Below are 17,870 nucleotides of genomic sequence, written 5' to 3' on the forward strand. Positions count from 1 at the left end.
AGGCAATGCGGTGGCCACCCGTGGCAGCCACCGCACCGAGGAACTCCTTGTCACACGTTCGCGTATGCCAGCGAAGGCACCCGCCCGATCGCGAACGACGACCGCAGATAGAACCACCAGGTGACCCCGGCCATCACCAGAAACGCACCGGCATAGCTCCAGAACGCGGGCGCCATGCTGTGGAAGTTGATATTGGACAACCGAAGTGCCTGCTGCAGCAGGTAGCCGCCGGAGGCGCCGATCGCACCGATGACGCCGATCGCCGCGCCCGCCTGCCGCCGCGCCGACGCGGTGGCCTCGGTGAGCTCCATGCCGTGCTCGGAGGCGTACTTCCTGGCCTCGGCGCTGAAGATCGACGGGATCATCCGGTAGGTGGAGCCGTTGCCGATCCCGGTGAGCACGAACAGCATCAGGAACGCCGCCAGGTACAGCGGGAAGCTCTTCAGCGACAGCGCCGCCATGATCAGCGCGCAGGCGATCGCCATGCCGCCGAAGACGTACACGGTGATCTTGGCGCCGCCGACCCGGTCCGACACCCAGCCGCCGAACGGGCGGCTGAACGAACCGACCAGCGCGCCGAGGAAGGCGAGGTTGCCGAGCGTGGTGATCCAGCCGATCTTCGCCAGGTCGGGGAAGTTGGCCTTGATCAGCGTCGGGAAGGCGAAGGAGAACCCGATGAACGAGCCGAAGGTGCCGATATAGAGGAACGACATCACCCAGGTGTGCCGGTTGGTCAGCGCCAGTTTGTAGGACCTGCCATCGGATTTCGCGCTGCTGATGCTGTCCATGAACCGCAGCGCGCCGAAGGTGGCGATGAGGATGAACGGCACCCACACCAGCACCGACAGCGTGATGCCGAACCGGTAGCCCGCCGGATCCTTCGCCGTCAGATGCGTGCCGAGCGTGATCAGCAGCGGCAGGATGAGCTGGGTCTGGGCCACGCCGAGATTGCCGCCCGCCGCGTTGATGCCGAGTGCCGCACCCTTCTTCCCCTCGGGGAAGAAGAACGAGATGTTGGCCATCGAGGAGGAGAAGTTGCCGCCGCCGACACCGGCGAGCGCCGCGAGCACCATGAACACCCACATCGGCGTGCCGGGCTGATTGACGAAGTAGGCCAGGCCGAGGGTCGGGACGAGCAGCATCGCCGCGCTGAACGCGGTGAAGGCGCGGCCGCCGAACTTGGGGATGGCGAAGGTGTACGGAATGCGCAGTGCCGCACCGACAATCGTGGGGGTCGAGGTCAGCAGCAGTGCGTTGCTCACCGCGGCCGGATTGCCCTTGCCGAGCCCGGCCAGGAAGTCGAAGCCTGCCGCGCCCATGCTGGTCACGACGGTGCCCCAGATGACCCAGACGCTGAATCCGAGATTCTCGGCGAATACCGAGAACATCAGATTCTTACGCGCGGTGCGATTTCCGCCGGATTCCCAGAATTTCAGGTTGTCCGGATCCCAGTGTTCCAGCCAGCGGCCGCGCCGCCGATGCTCGAAAGCCGGTGTCCCGGTGGATGTTGTCTCCGACTGCTGGCCGGTGGCAGCGGGTGCTGCGGTCATCGGCGTACCTCTCGATCGGCTCGGCCCGCTCGGTGTCGCGGCATCGTCGCGGCGACCTCGAGTGGAGTTGCCTGGCTACGGTCGAGACAAAAGGTAGGTGGCGGATGTTGCGCCGGAACGTCACTGGGTGACGTTCCGGGCAAATCCGCCTCACCGGGCGATCGAGTCGTTGGTGACCTGTTGGTTACCTGGCGTCGGGGTATTCGGCGATGAGCGCGTCGAGGAAGCAGCGCGCCGCCAGCGCGGCGCGTTCGGCGTCGCCCGCGATGATCGCCTGCACCATCTCGATGTGCTCGGCGTCGTAGGAGTCGTCGGATTTCGCGGTCCGCGAATGGATGACCTGTTCGATGATCGGTAACAGCGAATCGTAGAACTCGAGGTACACCGCGTTGTGGCTGGCGACCACGATCGCGCGGTGCAGTTCGACGTCGATCTCGATGGCCGCGCGGTTGGGCTTGTCCCAATCCTGCTTGGCGCGCTCCTCGAGCAGTCGCTTCAGGTTCGCGATATCGACGTCGTCGCGGCGGCGCGCGGCCAATCCGGCCGCCGTGGTGTCGAGCGCCTGGCGGAGTTCGAGGATGTCGCGCTCCTCGGCGTCGGCGAAGTACTTGCCGAGGGTGCCGCCGAGATCGGAGATGGCGATCACATAGGTGCCGGAACCTTGGCGGCGTTCCAGCATGCCGGCATGGACTAGGGCCTGCACCGCCTCTCGGACAGTGTTTCGACCCGTTCCGGTGAGCTCGGTGAGCTCCGGTTCGGTGGGGATACGGGACCCGATTGGCCAACGGCCGGAACGAATCTCGGCTCGTAGTTGTTCGGTTACCTGGGCGATGAGGCTGGTGCGCCGGACTGGTTGCACCGACATAGAGTACCGCCCGTCACAAATCATTGTGTCAGATCGTCTGGTCATCCTATGATTTCTCGGTGACTGCAACCCTCCCGGAAACCACGACTCGCCCGGAATTCCAGCCGGTCGAGGTCCGTCGGCGCGCCCTGACGGAAGGCCGCCTGCTGGTACTGGCCGCGATCGTCATGTCCGCGCTCACGCTCCGGGTCGCGGTCACCGCGTTCAGTCCGCTTGCCGAGCGCATCGGACAGGACATTGGCTATTCCACGGCGATCGTCGGCGTGTTCGGCATGATCCCCACCGCGATGTTCGCGCTGTCCGGGTTGCTGACTCCGCTGCTGGTGCGCCGCCTCGGGCTGGAGCGCACCGCGCTCACCGCCATGCTGATGGCGGGCTCCGGCATGCTGATCCGCGTCCTCATGGGCGACACCGCGACGCTGCTGCTGTTCTCCGCGCTCGCGCTCGCGGGCATGGGCATCGGCAACGTGGTGATCCCGCCGCTGGTCAAGCGCTACTTCGGTGATCGCCTCGCGGTGGTCAGCTCCCTCTACATCGTCATGGTGCAGCTCGGCACGGTCATCCCCGCGCTCGTCGCGGTGCCGATCGCCGATTCGCACGGCTGGCGGATCTCGCTCGGTCTGTGGGCCGTGCTCGGTTTCGCGGCCGCGGTGCCGTGGATCGGGGTGCTGCGCGACCGGCGCGGGCACGATGTCGAGGACAAGACCGGGATGCCCGCCGCGAAGCCGACCGGTAGGCCGTGGCGCTCGCCGCTGGCCTGGGGCATGGCGGGCATGTTCGGCATGACCTCGCTGATCACCTACGCGATCTTCGCGTGGCTGCCCAAGATCCTGAGCGAGGCGGGCGCCAGCGCGCAGTTCGGCGGCAGCATGGTCGGCATCTTCGCGTTGATCGGCCTAGTCGCCGCGTTCAGCGCGCCGACGATCGTGACCAGGTTCCGCAACCCGTTCCTCGTCGTCGTCGGCTGTGCGGTGTTCTTCTTCATCGGCTTCGCCGGCCTGCTCATCGCCCCGATGAGCGCGCCGCTGCTGTGGGTGCTCGTCCTCGGCCTCGGCCCGAGCACCTTCCCGATGGCGCTGACGCTGATCAACCTGCGCACCAGGACCTCCGCGGGTTCGGCGGCGCTGTCCGGATTCACCCAGGGCGTCGGCTACGCGGTCGCCTGTGTCGGCCCGGTGCTGTTCGGTCTCCTGCACACCGCGACCGACGGCTGGCTCGCCCCGTTCGCGATGCTCGGCGTCGCGGTGCTCGTGCTGCTCGCGGGCGCCTGGCAGGCGTGCAAGCCGCGGCTGCTGGAAGACACCTGGAGCTCGAAACAGAACAACTGAGCTGGCGAGTACATGGGTAACTCGTCGGGTACGCCCAGAGCTGAACCGTCAGCTCACCGCCGGCCGCCTGCGAAACGGTCGCGGCACCCGAGTCTGGCCTGAAGTCGCGGGGAGGCGGGGGAGCGTTGCGGGCCGGTGAGGTGCGGACCACTCTGGGGGCGTCCGCATCTCACCGGCCCGCACCTCGTGGTCGGCTGTTCGTGACCCGCGGAAACCGCCGCGTCACACGGCGGAAACAAACGGCCGAGCTCACCCCGCATTTCGGAGAACCGTGAGCAACCGTTGATTTGCCGGTCATTCCGCGCAGCATTGCGGCAATACCCGTTTCCTACCGTTGGGCCAACCGGATCTTGGGAGGCCCTTGGTGAGCACGCTGACGCGGAACAGAGATATCGAACAGTGGGATGCCGAGGATGTCGTCGCCTGGGAAGCGGGCGGTAAGGACGTCGCCAAGCGCAACCTGATCTGGTCGGTGATCGCCGAGCACGTCGGTTTCTCGGTGTGGTCGATCTGGTCGGTGATGGTGCTGTTCATGCCGACCGAGAAGTACGGCATCGACGCGGCGGGCAAGTTCTTCCTCGTCGCGGTGCCGACCCTGGTCGGCGCGGCGCTGCGCATTCCGTACACCGTCGCCACCGCGAAATTCGGCGGCCGCAACTGGACCGTGTTCAGCGCGCTGCTGCTGCTGATTCCGACGCTGCTCACGCTCTACTTCGTCAACCAGCCGGGCACTTCGTACACCACCTTCCTCGTCGTCGCCGCGTTCGCCGGTTTCGGCGGTGGCAATTTCGCCTCCTCGATGACCAACATCAACGCCTTCTACCCGCAGCGGCTCAAGGGCTGGGCACTCGGCCTGAACGCGGGCGGTGGCAATATCGGTGTCCCGGCCGTCCAGCTGGTCGGGCTCGCGGTACTGGCCACCCTCGGCAACCGCTATGCCACCGTGGTCTGCGCGGTCTACCTGGTGCTCGTCGCGCTCGCCGGACTCGGCGCCGCGCTGTTCATGGACAACCTGCGCAACCAGCGGGCCGATCTGTCCTCGATGGTCACCGCGCTGAAGGTGCCGCAGTCCTGGGCGATCGCCTTCCTCTACATCGGCACCTTCGGTTCGTTCATCGGCTACAGCTTCGCGTTCGGCCAGGTACTGCAGCTGAGTTTCAAGGCGGGCGGTGACACGGCGGTCCAGGCGACGCTGCACGCCGCGCAGATCGCCTTCCTCGGCCCCCTGCTCGGTTCGCTGGCCCGGCCCTACGGCGGCAAGCTGGCCGACCGGCTCGGCGGCAGCCGGATCACCGCGCTCACCTTCGGCGCGATGACGGTCGCGGCGATCGTGGTTGCCGTGGCCAGCACCCTCGGCGACCGCTCCGGCGGTCCGACCGGTGCGGTGCTCGTCGCGCTGGTGATCGGCTTCATCGGACTGTTCATCCTGTCCGGCCTCGGCAACGGCGCGGTCACCAAGATCATCCCGTCGGTCTTCGACGCCAAGTCCAAGAGCCTGCCGCTCGGTCATGCCGAACGCGCCTCGTGGTCGCAGAACACCTCGGGTGCGCTGATCGGCTTCGTCGGCGCGGTCGGCGCGCTCGGCGGCGTCGCCATCAACCTGGTGCTCCGTTCCTCTTATGCCGCAACCAAATCCGCGACGACCGCGTTCTGGGTCTTCATGGCCTTCTACGTGGTGTGTGTCGCCGTGACGTGGGCCGTGTTCCTGCGTCGCCCGAGGCCCATGAACACAGCTGCCGCGGGTGACGATGTCGTCGACGCGGCCGAGGCACTCGTGCGCGCGGCCGAATCCACCGCTACCGCAAGCACTGTCGCGCCGTCCGTGTCGGCCCGCGCCTGACACCCGATCGATCCACCGGAGGACATGTCATGAACTCGCCAGTCGAACCCGCTCAGCGCAAGACCGCGGTTGTCCTCGGCCACGGAATGGTCGGGCACCGGTTCGTCGAGGCGCTGCGGTCCCGGGACGAGGTCGGCCAGTGGCAGGTCGTCGTCCTGAGCGAAGAGCAGCTGCCCGCCTACGATCGCGTCGGCCTGTCCGCCTACGTCGGTGAATGGGACGCGAGCGCACTCGCGTTGCCCGGCAACGAATACGCCGGCGACGACCTGGTCGAGCTGCGGCTCGGGCAGCGCGGCGAATCGATCGACCGGGCCGCGCGCAAGGTCACCACCAGCGCGGGCGACACCATCGCCTACGACGCGCTCGTGCTCGCCACCGGGTCGTACGCCTTCGTGCCGCCGGTGCCGGGGCACGACCTGCCGGAGTGCTTCGTCTACCGGACCATCGAGGATCTGGACGGCATCCGTGCCACGGCCGAGGCGGCCGGGCCCGGTGCGGTCGGCGTCGTGGTCGGCGGCGGCCTGCTCGGTCTGGAGGCCGCGAATGCGTTGCGGCTGTTGGGACTCACCCCGCACGTGGTCGAGTACAACGACCGGCTGATGCCCGCGCAGGTGGACGAGGGCGGTGGCGCCATCCTGGAGCGCCTGGTCACCGACCTCGGCCTGAATGTGCATACCGGAGTGGGGACTTCGTCGATCGAGTCGGCGGACGCGGTGTCCGGCGGCGCGGGACGGCTGCGGGTCACCCTCTCCGACGAGACGGTGATCGAGGCCGCGCTGGTGGTCTTCTCCGCCGGTGTGCGCCCCCGTGACCAGATTGCCCGCGACGCGGGCATCGAGGTCGGTCCGCGCGGCGGCATCATCACCGATCTCGGCCTGCAGACCTCGGATCCGAACATCTGGGCCATCGGCGAATGCGCGGCGGTCGAGGGCACCTGCTACGGCCTGGTGGCCCCCGGATACACCACCGCCGAGATCGTCGCGGACCGATTGCTCGGCGGCGCGGGCGAATTCCCGGGCGCGGACATGTCGACCAAGCTCAAGCTGCTCGGCGTCGACGTGGCCAGCTTCGGTGACGCGCACGCCACCACCGAGGGTGCGCTGTCGGTGGTGCTGCACGACGCGGCCAAGGGCACCTACGCCAAACTCGTTGTCTCCGACGACGCCAAGACGCTGCTCGGCGGCATCCTGGTCGGCGACGCCACCGCCTACTCGGCGCTGCGTCCGCTGGTCGGCCGTCCGCTGCCCGCCGAGCCCGCGGCGCTGATCTCGCCCGCCGGTGCGGAACTCGGCGCCGACGCGCTGCCCGACGACGCCCAGATCTGCTCCTGCAACAACGTGTCCAAGGGCGCGATCTGCGGCGCCATCGACGAGGGCGCCTGCGACATCGCCTCGCTCAAGAAGTGCACCACCGCCGGAACCTCCTGCGGCGGTTGCGTTCCCATGCTCAAGAAGCTGCTCGAGCAGTCCGGCGTCGAGATGTCCAAGGCGCTGTGCGAGCACTTCGGCCAGTCCCGCGCCGAACTGTTCCAGATCGTCCAGGTCACCGGCATCCGCACCTTCTCCGGCCTGATCGCCAAGTACGGCAAGGGAACCGGCTGCGATATCTGCAAGCCGACCGTCGCCTCCATCCTCGCCTCCACCTCCAGCGAGCACATCCTGGACGGCGAACAGGCCGCGCTGCAGGACACCAACGACCACTTCCTGGCCAATATGCAGAAGAACGGCACCTATTCGGTGGTGCCGCGGATGCCAGGCGGTGAGGTCACTGCGGATCAGCTGATCACCATCGGCCAGATCGCCAAGGACTTCGGGCTCTACGTCAAGGTCACCGGCGGCCAGCGCATCGATCTGTTCGGCGCGCGGGTCGAACAGCTGCCCCAGATCTGGCAGCGCCTCGTCGATGTCGGCATGGAATCCGGTCACGCGTACGGCAAGTCGCTGCGCACGGTGAAGAGCTGCGTCGGCTCCACCTGGTGCCGCTACGGTCAGCAGGATTCGGTCGGGATGGCGGTGCTGCTCGAAAAGCGCTACCGCGGACTGCGTTCGCCGCACAAGCTCAAGCTGGCCGTCTCCGGTTGCGCCCGCGAATGCGCGGAGGCGCGCGGCAAGGACGTCGGCGTCATCGCCACCGAACACGGCTGGAACCTCTACGTCGGCGGCAACGGCGGCCTCACGCCCAAGCACGCGGTGCTGCTCGCCGGTGACCTCGACGACGAGACGCTGATCCGCTACATCGACCGGTACCTGATGTTCTACGTCCGCACCGCCGACCGGCTGCAGCGCACCGCGCCGTGGCAGGAGGCGCTCGAGGGTGGCCTGGACTACCTCAAGCAGGTCATCTGCGAGGACAGCCTCGGCATCGCCGGCGACCTGGAGGCGGCCATGGCCCAGCATGTCGCCGGTTACCAGGACGAATGGGCGGCGGTGCTCGAGGACGAGGAGAAGCTCTCGCGCTTCGTCTCCTTCGTCAACGCCCCGGAAGAGGCAGATCCGACCATCTCCTTCGACGACAGCGGGGAGCGCAAGGTGCCCGTGCTCCTGGGGATGCCCGACGTTCCACTGTCTACGCAGGGGAAATAACCGCTTAACCGCACAGAAACAGGACGCCGGTACCAATGGGTAAGGCGTTTGGAGGTAAACCCCGATGACCGTGATCGATACCACCGGCATTGCCGCAGCTACCACCACCGGGTGGACGCAAGCGTGCCGGCTCGACTACCTGATCCCCGGCCGCGGTGTGGCGGTGTTGCTCAAAGGTGGCCATCAGGCCGCACTATTCCTGCTGCCCGACGGCATGCTGTACGCCGTCGGCAATATCGACCCGATCGGGCGGGCCGCGGTGATGTCGCGGGGCCTCGTCGGCGATCGCGGCGGGGTGCCCGTGGTGGCCTCACCGCTGCTCAAGCAGGCGTTCTCGCTGCTGGACGGGCGCTGCCTCGACGACGAGTCGGCGGCGCTGCCGGTCTACGCGGTGCGGGTGGCCGACGGCATCGTCGCGGTATCCAACGAGCCGGTCACCGCCGGATTCGACAACTCGGACGGCGGATCGGCATGACAGAGCTCGACACCGGCGCCTGTCTGGCCGGTTTCACCGTCGGGATCACCGCGGCACGGCGCGCCGACGAATTCGCCACCCTGCTCGTGCGCCGCGGCGCGAATATCGTCTCCGCGCCCGCCATCCGGATCATCCCGCTGGCCGACGACACCGAATTGGCGCGGGTGACCAGGCAGCTGGTCGCCGCGCCGCCGCAGATCACCGTGGCGACCACCGGTATCGGCTTCCGCGGCTGGATGGAGGCGGCCGAGGGCTGGGGGCTGGCCGAGGACCTGCACGACACGCTCGCAGGCACCAGGTTGCTCGCCAGGGGGCCGAAGGCCAAGGGCGCCATCCGCGCCGCCGAACTGCGCGAGGAATGGTCGCCCGCCTCCGAATCCTCCGCCGAAGTACTCGACCATCTGCTGGCCGAGGGCGTGGAGGGGGTGCGGATCGCGGTCCAATTGCACGGCGCCACCACCGAATGGGAGCCGGTGCCGGACTTCTGCGAGGTATTGCGCTGTGCCGGAGCCGATGTCGTTCCGGTGCCGGTATATCGCTGGACCCCGCCCGACGATCAGGGGCCGATGGATCAGCTGATCGAGGCCATCGTCACGAGCAGCATCGACTGCGTCACCTTCACCAGCGCGCCCGCGGTGGCATCGATGTTGATGCGCGCCAAGGAAACCGGCGTGCTCGACAGCCTGCTGCACGCGCTGCGCGGCCGGGTGCTCGCCGCCTGTGTCGGGCCGATCACCGCGGCGCCGCTGGAGGAACTCGGCGTCGCCACCACGATGCCGCACCGGGCCAGGCTCGGTGCGCTCGCTCGCCACGTCGCGGAGGAATTGCCCAGGCGCGCCAACCGGATTCAGGCCGCAGGGCACACCATCAGCGTGCGCGGCGGCTGCGTGGTCGTCGACGGGACGGTGCGTCAGCTCGCGCCCGCGCCGATGGCGCTGATGCGTGCACTGGCCAGGCAGCCGGGACGCGTTGTCTCGCGCGAACATCTGCTCGCGACGTTGCCCGGCGGTGGCGACGATACGCATGCGGTGGAGACCGCGATCGCTAGGCTCCGCGCCGGACTCGGCACGCCCAAAGCCATTCAGACGGTGGTCAAGCGTGGCTACCGGCTCGCGCTCGACGCCGCCGAATGCGACGACGAGCGCACGGTGGCGCACCCGGGCTCGGTCGCCGGTATCGGCAGCCCGGTCCGTGCGCCGAAGTACGTGCAGACGGCGGGCGGCTGGTGACGGCGCCCGCCCTGGTGCTGGTGGCGCACGGCACCAGGAGTACTCGGGGAGTGCAGATGATCGCGGCGCTCGCCGAGGCGGTAGCGAAGGAGCTCGGTGCCGGGGTTTCGGGGCCCGGTACCGAGTTCCGCTCGGACGCGGGCGACGTGCCCTGGGTGCGAACCGCTTTCGTCGATGTGCTCGGCCCTTCGCCCGCCGAAGTGTTGCGCGACCTCACCGCCACGCACGGGGAATCCGTTCCCGCCGTTGTGGTTCCGGCCTTCCTGGCCTCGGGTTATCACGTCTACCAGGATGTGCCGCGCGAAGTCGCCGAGAGCGCGCACCCGTCCGTCGCGGTCACCCCCGCGATGGGACCGGACCCCGCACTGGCCCGCATCATGGGCCTGCGCCTGCGCGCGGCGGGCTGGCGCCCCGGCGACGCCGTCGTCTTCGCCGCCGCCGGTTCCTCGGATTCCCGTGCCCGCCAGGACGTTCGCCGCGCCGCCGCCATGCTCACCGAACACCTCGGCGCGCCGGTCCGCATCGGCTACGTCGCCACCGGCGCCCCGCGGGTCCCGGAAGTCGTTGCCGCCCTCCGCGACTCGGGCGCCGAACGCGTCTTCGTCGCGTCGTATCTGCTGGCACAGGGCCTGTTCCAGCAGCGCCTGCACGAAGCGGGCGCCGACGGCGTAGCCGAACCCATCGGCGTCCACCCCGCCGTGGTCCGCCTCATCGCCGACCGCTACCGCACCGCGGCACGCGCCCTCACCCACGCCCGCTGACACGGCTTGTCTCGGATCGCTACAACGCGGTAGCACTTCCGAGGCGCTGTCGGCGCCGCGCAGCGTGCTGCTGATCCGTGCGATCGGTTGTGCTCACCGACGGAGTCATCGGCGATCGGGTATGCGCGGACATCGAAAGGAATGCGGCCGCGGAAGAGTTCGCGTGCAGCGCGGCGGCGGGGGAATTGCACTACTGTCGAGGGGTTGGCAGGGTGAGTGCGCTAGGGAGACAAATGGATAAGGTCACGCTGATCACCGGTGGTTCGAGCGGAATCGGCGCGGCGACCACCCGGCGACTGCTCGCGGCGGGCCATCGGGTGGTGATCATCGGCCGGGATCGGGACCGGCTGGATCGGCTGGCGACCGAACTCGACGCGGGCGACGCGGTACTCCCGATCACCGGTGACGCCACCGATTTCGACGAGATGGCCACCGCCGTGGCACGAACCACCGAAACCTTCGGCCGTCTCGATCACGTCGTGGCAAGCGCGGGCTTCTCCAGCCACGACACCATCGCCGACGCCGACCCGGAGCGCCTGCGCGACATGGTGCTCACCAACGTCCTCGGCCCGGCCCTGCTGATCAAGGCCGCGCTGCCTGCTTTGCGCGCCACCCGCGGCCGCATCGTCCTGCTGGGAAGCGTTGCGGGCTTCCGCAATTCACCGGGCAACATGTACTCCGTCACCAAATGGGCCGTCACCGCCCTTGCCGAGAACACCCGCCAGCTCGTCACCGGCGACGGCATCGGCGTCACCCTCGTCGCCCCCGGCCCGGTCGACACCCCCTTCTTCGACGGCCGAGCCCAAGGCGCCCCCACCATCGCCCTGGAACCCGACAACATCGCCGACGCCATCACCTGGGCCATCGCCCAGCCCGAAGGAGTCGACGTGAACACCATGGTCATCCGCCCGGTCGGCCTACCCGGCTGAGCGCTCGACCATCAGGCCCGATCATCCGCCGAGCGCAGTCGAATGGCCCTGCGACACGCCGTAATCGAGGGCCATATGACTGCGCTCGACGCATCTCGATTACCTCGGGAGCCGTCTGGCCGTGATAGTGGCTACTTCGGGGTGCGGGTGAAGGTGGCCCGGTAGGTGGATGGGGGGATGCCTACGTGGCGGAGCATGTGCTGGCGGAGGGATTCGGCGGAGCCGATGCCGCTGTGGCGGGCTACCTGGTCCATGGGGAGGGTGGTGGATTCGAGGAGTTCTCTGGCGCGGTGGATGCGTTGGTGGAGTAGCCATTTCTGGGGGCTGAGGCCGGTTTCCTCGTGGAAGCGGCGGGTCAGGGTGCGGACGCTGGTGCGGGCGTGGGTGGCCAGATCGTCAAGGGAGAGTGGGGATTCCAGGCGTTCCATGGCCCAGTTGCGGGTGGCGGCGAGGGAGAGGCCGTTCTCCGGGGGCAGTGGGGAATCGATGAATTGGGCTTGGCCGCCTGGGCGTACCGGGGCGACGACCGCGGCGCGGGCGGCCGCGTTGGCGACGGCGGCGCCGTAGTCGGCGCGGATCAGGTGCAGGCACAGGTCGATTCCGGCCGCGGCGCCTGCCGCGGTGGTGATCGGGCCGTCCTCGATGAACAGGGCGTCGGTGCGGACCGTCACATCGGGGAAGGTCGTGCCGAGTTCGTCGGCGAGGCCCCAGTGGGTGGTGGCGGTGCGGCCGGACAACAGGCCCGCCTGCGCGAGGACGAAGGCGCCACTGCAGATCGAGGTGACGAGCTTGCCCCTGGCCGATGCGCGGCGCAGTGCGGCGAGGGTGGCTTCGCCGGCGGTGCCGCGGCTGCCGGTACTCGGCACGATGACGATATCGGCCTCGTCGATCGCGTCGAGCCCGCGCGCGACCACCACGTCGAAACCGCCCATGCCCCCTGGCACGATGCCGGGTTCGGCGGTGCACACGATGATCCGGTAGCCGGGTTCGCTCGCGACCCGCGCCGCACCGAGCAGTGTTTCGGGCATGGCCAGGTCGAAGGCCTTCACGGGTGGTACCGCGACAACGGCGACAGTTTTCATGGCCGGATCCTTGGGATAGCTGGCTGATCGGCCACTAGTCTAACGCGCCGCCGCGGCGCAATCTTGATGGCAGTCGATCGGCAATCGGTGCGTGGGCATCTCGGATCGACTGAATCATGTTGTCGCAGAAGGGAATATCGTGAAGAAACAGCTCATCGTCGGACGTGGCGCCACCGCGTCGGCAACCGCCTTGCTGCTGGCCGAATCCGGTGACCGTGTGCGGATCGTCTCCCGCGGCGGCGGCGGTCCGCAGCATCCGAATATCGAGCCGGTCGCCGCCGATGCGCTCGACACCGCGGCGCTCACCGAACTGGCGCGCGGCGCGGCGACCGTGTTCAACATGGCGATGCCCGCGTATCACACCTGGCCGCAGACGGTTCCGCCGCTGTTCCGTGCCATCCGGTCGGCCGCGGAGCAGGTCGGCGCCGACTATGTGATGCTCGGCAACCTGTATGGATACGGCCCGGTGGACGGTGTCGTCACCGAGGATGCCCCCTTGGCGGCGACGGGCCCGAAAAGTGCGGTGCGCGCCCAGATGTGGGAGGAGGCCAAAGTCGCGCACGATGCGGGCAGGCTGCGGGTCACCGAGGTGCGGGCGGGTCAGTTCCTCGGTGCGGGCGCGGTGTCGCCGTTCTCGATCATCGTGCAGCCCAGGGTGATCGCCGGTCAGCTCGCTGTGGTGCCGCAGGAGCTCGACCTGCCGCATCCGTTCACCGCGATCGCCGATGCCGCGGCCGCCGCGGTGGCGGTGGCCCGCGACGACCGGTCCTGGGGCCGCGCCTGGCATGCGCCGATCACGACCACCACCGTGCGCGACGTCGCCACCCGACTGGCGGTGCTGAGCGATGCGCCCGCGCCGCGACTCGAGGTGATGACCGATCGCGAACTTGCCGTGCTGGGGCACACCGACCCGTTCTGGGGTGAGCTGTTCGAGACCTACTACCTCTCGCACCGGCCCTACGTGGCAGATGATTCCGCGCTCCGGAACACATTCGGCGTCGCGGCAACCGAGGTGGACGACGTGCTGAAGGGAGTCATCGGGTAGGGCCGAAGCCGACAACGCCTCACGGTTGCGCGGGAATAGCGGCTGATTCGGTCGGCGATGCCGTAAGTTTGCCCGAGGACGTTTCGGCTGGCCAGGGAGGTGGGTTGACGGGAGCGGAGGACGGCGTCGGGCAGGCGATCGACGACGAGGCCGCGCAATCCGCCGACTCCGCTCGGCGGGAGCTGTCCTACCCGCTGTCGACCGCTCAGCTGCGCTGGTGGGTGGCGCAGCAGTTGTATCCCACCGTGCCGATCACGGTCGCGCTGTACCTGGAATTGCGCGGGCCCGTCGATGTCGAGCTGATGCGGCGGTGTGTGGAGCAGGCGGCGCGCGAACTGGAGTCGCCGCACCTGTGCTTCCGCATGGTCGACGGCCAGCCGCGGCAGTACGTGGATGTCGCCGCGAAGTTGCCGATCCGGCTCGCCGATCTGTCGAGCCATGCCGATCCGGTGGCGGCCGCGCTGACGGATATGGCGCGCGACCACGGCTCGCCGCTGGATCCGCTGGCGGGTGAGCTCACGGCCGGGATCGTGTACCGGATCGCGGCACAGCACCACCTGCTGTACATGCGCAGCCATCACATCGTGCTCGACGGGGTCGGCGCCGCGTCTGTGCTGCGCCGGACCGGCGAGTTGTATCGCGATGCGGTCGACGGTGCGCACGCGGTGGCGGGCGGTGCACCGATGTCGGTCGGCGCGCTGCTGGATGACGAACGGGCATACCAGGATTCGGCACGCGCCGCCGCCGACCGCGGGTACTGGCTGGATCAGCTTGCCGGACTGGGTGATCCGGTGAGCCTGGCCGGACATCCCGTTGCGCCCGAGCCGCGACCGCATACGGTAGCAGGGCTGCTCGACGCCGCGACGGCGGCACACCTCGCCGCGGCCCGCCTGCGCCACGGCGCGACGTTCCCCGAACTCGTGGTTGCCGCGTTCGCCTGTTTCCTCGCCAGGATGACCGGCACCGAGGACGCCGTGCTCTCGCTTCCGGTCACCGCGCGCCCGACCGCCGCACTGCGCCGGTCGGCGGGATCGATGTCGAATGTGGTGCCGTTGCGGCTGATCGGCGTCGGCGCCGGCACGGTGGGTGCGGTGATCGAGCAGGTGCGGCTGCGGGTGATCGGCGCGCTGCGCCATCAGCGCTACCGCTACGAGGACATGCAGCGCGATCGCGGGCAGCAGCAGGTCGCGCGGGGCGGATTCGGCCCGGTGGTGAACGTGCTCGGATTCGTCGAGCCGTTCCGCCTGGGGCCGCTGAGCGGTCATGTGCGGCTGCTCTCGCTCGGGCCGGTGGAAGACCTGCTGGTCAACGGCTATCAGCTCGGGCCGGACGAGCGCACGGTGAGCATCGATTTCCAGGCGAACCCGGCGCGCTACCGCTACGACACCGTGGTCTGGCAGCACCGGTTGTTTCTCGAGTATTTCGGTCGCTTCCTTGCCGCCGAAGCATCCTGTCCGATACGGGATTTGGACGCACCAGCGCCGAAACAGGCCGCGCCGCAGCCGATCGGGCGAACCAGGCTGCTCCCTGAACTGCTGTGCTCGGGCATGGTGGCCGACGCGGTCGCCGTACAGGACGGTTCGCGCACGATGACCTATCGGAAGCTGGACGAGACATCGTCACGCCTGGCGCGCAGGCTGATCGCGGCGGGCGCGCGTCCGGGAGAGTTCGTCCTGGTCGCGGTGCCGCGTTCGCTCGAATCGGTACTCGCGCTGTGGGCGGTGGCGAAATCCGGAGCGTGCTTCGTTCCCATCGATCCGGCCGATCCGGCGCGGCGAATTGCCAGAGTGATCGCGGATTCCGCGGCGCGGCTCGGACTGACGATCCGTTCGATACGGGCGAACCTGCCGACCGGCGCGGCGAACTCCGTGGCGCCCGCCTGGGTTCCGGAGCGCTCAGGGGAAGCGCGTGAATCCGCGCGTGCTGCGGGTGGATCTGCCAGGGAGGCAGCGGGTTTCGCCGATACGCCGAGCCGGGTCGAATGGCTCGCACTGGACGATCCCGAGATCGCCACCGGTTTCGCCGAGGCACCGGTGACCGACGCGGACCGTAACCGCCCGCTGCGCGCCGCGCATCCGGCGTATCTGATCTACACCTCGGGCACTACAGGTATGCCCAAGGGTGTCGCGGTCACGCACCGCGGCCTCGGTTCGCTGACCGGCTACATCGTCGATCACTATGGCGTCGACCGTGATTCGGTGGTGCTGCACGCACATTCGCCCGCCTTCGACGCGCATCTGCTCGAACTGCTCGCCACCTTCGCGGCGGGCGCGCGACTGGTGGTCGAACCACCCGCGATCGTCGCCGGCGCCGAACTCGCGCGGCTGATCAGCGACAACGCCGTCACCCACTTCCTCACCACCCCTGCGGTCCTGGCCACCCTCGCCCCGGCAGAGGTGCCGACCCTGCGGCTCGTCGTGATCGGCGGCGAAGCACCGCCTGTCGAGCTGGTGCGGCGGTGGGCGCCGCGGGTGCGCCTGTGCAACGGATACGGTCCGACCGAAACCACCGTCATGGCAACGCAAACCGCCGCCATGACGCCCGACGACCCGGCCACGATCGGTCCCGCGCTACCGAGGGTGCGCGTGGTGCTGCTCGATTCCCGATTGGCGCCCGCGCCGCACGGCGCCCGCGGCGAACTGTATCTGGGCGGGCCGTGCGTGGCCGCCGGATATCACCGTGCCCCCGCCGCTACCGCGACGCGCTTCATCGCCGACCCGGCGGGCACCGGCGAACGCCTGTACCGCACCGGCGATCTCGTCTGTGCGCGCGCCGACGGCGCCTTCGAATTCCTCGGTCGCGCGGATACTCAGATCGCACTGCGCGGCAGGCGGATCGAGCCGAGCGAGATCGAGTCGATGCTGACCGCCGATCCGGATATCGCGCAGGCGGTCGTCACGGTGGCCGATCCCGGCGCACCGCAGGCGAGGCTGATCGGTTATGTCGTTGCCGCACAGGGTGTTCCACTGGATACCTCGGCGCTGCTCCGCCGTCTGCGCGACGCGCTGCCCGCCGCGCTGGTACCGGCCGCGCTCATCCAGCTGGACCGGTTGCCGGTGTCGGCCAACGGAAAACTCGATCGCACCGCGCTACCGGCGCCCGGCGTCGCCGCGCACCCGTACCGCGCGCCCGAGACTCCGGCGCAGCGGCTGGTCGCCGAGCAGTTCGGCAAGACGACCGATCAGCCGACCGTCGGCCTGGACGACGACTTCTTCGAACTCGGCGGGAATTCGCTGCTGGGTGTGGCGGTTTCGGCGGAGCTGGCCGCGGCGACCGGTGTCCCGGTGACCGTGCGCTGGCTCTACACCGCGCCGACGGTGGCCGCGCTCGCCCAGCGCATCGCCGGCTACGACGCGACCGCCGACACCGCCGCCGAATCCGACGACGCACTCGGCGTGCTGCTCATGCTGCGCCGCAACGGATCCCGCCCGCCGCTGTTCTGCGTGCACTCCGCGGTGCCGCTGGCCTGGTGCTACGCGGGACTGTCCCGATACATCACCGACCGCCCGGTGTACGGCCTGCAGGCGCCGACGCTGACCGGCCCCGCGCACGGCGCCACCACCATCGACGCGCTCGCCGACAGCTACGTCGCCGAGATGTTGCGCGTACAACCGGACGGGCCCTATCACCTGCTCGGCTGGTCGCTCGGCGGGCAGATCGCACATGCCGTCGCGGTGCGGCTGCGCGCTCGTGGCCACGCCGTCGCGGTGCTCGCCATGCTGGACAGCGTGGTGATCCCGGATGGCGCCGATCCGCCGCCGGTGCCGCGCATGCGTGATCTGCTCACCCATCTGCTCGGCGACGAACCCGAGGACGCCGATGCACTCGACGACCTCACCGCCACCGAGGCCGCCGCCGAATTGGCAAGGGCCGGTGCGAGTCTCGGCACCGGGCTGACCGCGGGACAACTGGAGCGGCTGCATCGCGGCTACGTCGACGGGGTGAGCCTGTCGCACGGCTACCGGCCCGGCGTGTTCGACGGTGACCTGCTGTACTTTTCGGCGACCCGCGGCATGACCGAACTGCTCGACGCGCGGATCTGGCGGCCCTACGTCACCGGTGCGCTGATCGAACACCCGGTCGCCGCGACGCATGCTCAGCTCACCAACTCCGACGTGGTCGCCGTCATCGGCCCGATCCTCGCGGATCACCTGACGCGCCTTGCCGATTCGGCTGCGCGGTGA

12 protein-coding genes are annotated in these 17,870 nt (G+C 69.0%); 9 read left to right on the forward strand and 3 right to left on the reverse strand.

The annotated features are described in order from the left end of the window. Positions 1 to 50 precede the first annotated feature (50 nt). Both ACIG5A_RS33730 and ACIG5A_RS33735 read right to left on the reverse strand, forming a co-directional pair. Positions 51 to 1,550: an MFS transporter gene (locus ACIG5A_RS33730; protein WP_397247575.1), complete on the reverse strand. Its 1,500-nt coding sequence runs from the start codon at positions 1,548 to 1,550 to the stop codon at positions 51 to 53. A 184-nt stretch (positions 1,551 to 1,734) separates the two neighbouring features. After that, positions 1,735 to 2,409 carry a FadR/GntR family transcriptional regulator gene (locus ACIG5A_RS33735; protein ID WP_397247577.1) on the reverse strand — a complete coding sequence of 225 codons (675 nt, stop codon included), beginning with the start codon at positions 2,407 to 2,409 and terminating at the stop codon, positions 1,735 to 1,737. A gap of 65 nt (positions 2,410 to 2,474) precedes the next feature. Between ACIG5A_RS33735 and ACIG5A_RS33740 the strand changes: the two genes are divergently transcribed. The 7 genes from ACIG5A_RS33740 to ACIG5A_RS33770 all read left to right on the forward strand — a co-directional run bounded on the left by ACIG5A_RS33740 (position 2,475) and on the right by ACIG5A_RS33770 (position 11,559). After that, positions 2,475 to 3,743: an MFS transporter gene (locus tag ACIG5A_RS33740; protein ID WP_397247579.1), complete on the forward strand. Its 1,269-nt coding sequence runs from the start codon at positions 2,475 to 2,477 to the stop codon at positions 3,741 to 3,743. 361 nt (positions 3,744 to 4,104) lie between these two features. After that, the gene (locus ACIG5A_RS33745; protein ID WP_397247581.1) at positions 4,105 to 5,583 is read left to right on the forward strand and encodes a nitrate/nitrite transporter; all 1,479 of its coding nucleotides are present in this window, start codon (positions 4,105 to 4,107) and stop codon (positions 5,581 to 5,583) included. Between the two features lie 29 nt (positions 5,584 to 5,612). After that, positions 5,613 to 8,165, forward strand: coding sequence for a nitrite reductase large subunit NirB (gene nirB / locus ACIG5A_RS33750; RefSeq protein WP_397247583.1), 2,553 nt, complete (start codon positions 5,613 to 5,615; stop codon positions 8,163 to 8,165). A 64-nt stretch (positions 8,166 to 8,229) separates the two neighbouring features. Continuing rightward, entirely contained in the window at positions 8,230 to 8,640 is a 411-nt protein-coding gene (gene nirD, locus ACIG5A_RS33755) for a nitrite reductase small subunit NirD (RefSeq protein ID WP_397247585.1), read from the forward strand. Continuing rightward, positions 8,637 to 9,869, forward strand: coding sequence for a uroporphyrinogen-III synthase (locus tag ACIG5A_RS33760; protein ID WP_397247587.1), 1,233 nt, complete (start codon positions 8,637 to 8,639; stop codon positions 9,867 to 9,869). Before nirD ends, ACIG5A_RS33760 begins: the two co-directional genes overlap by 4 nt. Beyond that, positions 9,866 to 10,630 (forward strand): sirohydrochlorin chelatase, encoded by a 765-nt coding sequence (locus tag ACIG5A_RS33765; RefSeq protein ID WP_397247589.1) that lies wholly within the window; start codon positions 9,866 to 9,868, stop codon positions 10,628 to 10,630. The genes ACIG5A_RS33760 and ACIG5A_RS33765 overlap by 4 nt, the downstream gene beginning before the upstream one ends. 233 nt (positions 10,631 to 10,863) lie before the next feature. Next, entirely contained in the window at positions 10,864 to 11,559 is a 696-nt protein-coding gene (locus ACIG5A_RS33770) for an SDR family oxidoreductase (RefSeq protein ID WP_397247591.1), read from the forward strand. 131 nt (positions 11,560 to 11,690) lie between these two features. On the opposite strand, the gene ACIG5A_RS33775 is transcribed toward ACIG5A_RS33770, so the two are convergent. After that, a complete protein-coding gene (locus ACIG5A_RS33775; RefSeq protein ID WP_397247593.1) occupies positions 11,691 to 12,641 on the reverse strand; it encodes a GlxA family transcriptional regulator in 951 nt (316 codons plus the stop codon). A gap of 139 nt (positions 12,642 to 12,780) precedes the next feature. Here ACIG5A_RS33775 and ACIG5A_RS33780 point away from each other — a divergent pair, with 139 nt between their 5' ends. Both ACIG5A_RS33780 and ACIG5A_RS33785 read left to right on the forward strand, forming a co-directional pair. Further along, positions 12,781 to 13,686: an NAD-dependent epimerase gene (locus ACIG5A_RS33780; RefSeq protein ID WP_397247595.1), complete on the forward strand. Its 906-nt coding sequence runs from the start codon at positions 12,781 to 12,783 to the stop codon at positions 13,684 to 13,686. Positions 13,687 to 13,790: 104 nt separating this feature from the next. Continuing rightward, a complete protein-coding gene (locus tag ACIG5A_RS33785; RefSeq protein WP_397247597.1) occupies positions 13,791 to 17,870 on the forward strand; it encodes an amino acid adenylation domain-containing protein in 4,080 nt (1,359 codons plus the stop codon).

The organism is Nocardia sp. NPDC052566 (assembly GCF_044547285.1).
Lineage (GTDB): Bacteria > Actinomycetota > Actinomycetes > Mycobacteriales > Mycobacteriaceae > Nocardia.

Excerpts from the sequence above, each read along its gene's own strand:
- ACIG5A_RS33730 (WP_397247575.1), bottom strand. The coding sequence starts at position 1,550 with ATGACCGCAGCACCCGCTGCCACCGGCCAGCAGTCGGAGACAACATCC.
- nirB (WP_397247583.1), top strand. The coding sequence starts at position 5,613 with ATGAACTCGCCAGTCGAACCCGCTCAGCGCAAGACCGCGGTTGTCCTC.
- nirD (WP_397247585.1), top strand. The coding sequence starts at position 8,230 with ATGACCGTGATCGATACCACCGGCATTGCCGCAGCTACCACCACCGGG.
- ACIG5A_RS33760 (WP_397247587.1), top strand. The coding sequence starts at position 8,637 with ATGACAGAGCTCGACACCGGCGCCTGTCTGGCCGGTTTCACCGTCGGG.
- ACIG5A_RS33770 (WP_397247591.1), top strand. The coding sequence starts at position 10,864 with ATGGATAAGGTCACGCTGATCACCGGTGGTTCGAGCGGAATCGGCGCG.
- ACIG5A_RS33775 (WP_397247593.1), bottom strand. The coding sequence starts at position 12,641 with ATGAAAACTGTCGCCGTTGTCGCGGTACCACCCGTGAAGGCCTTCGAC.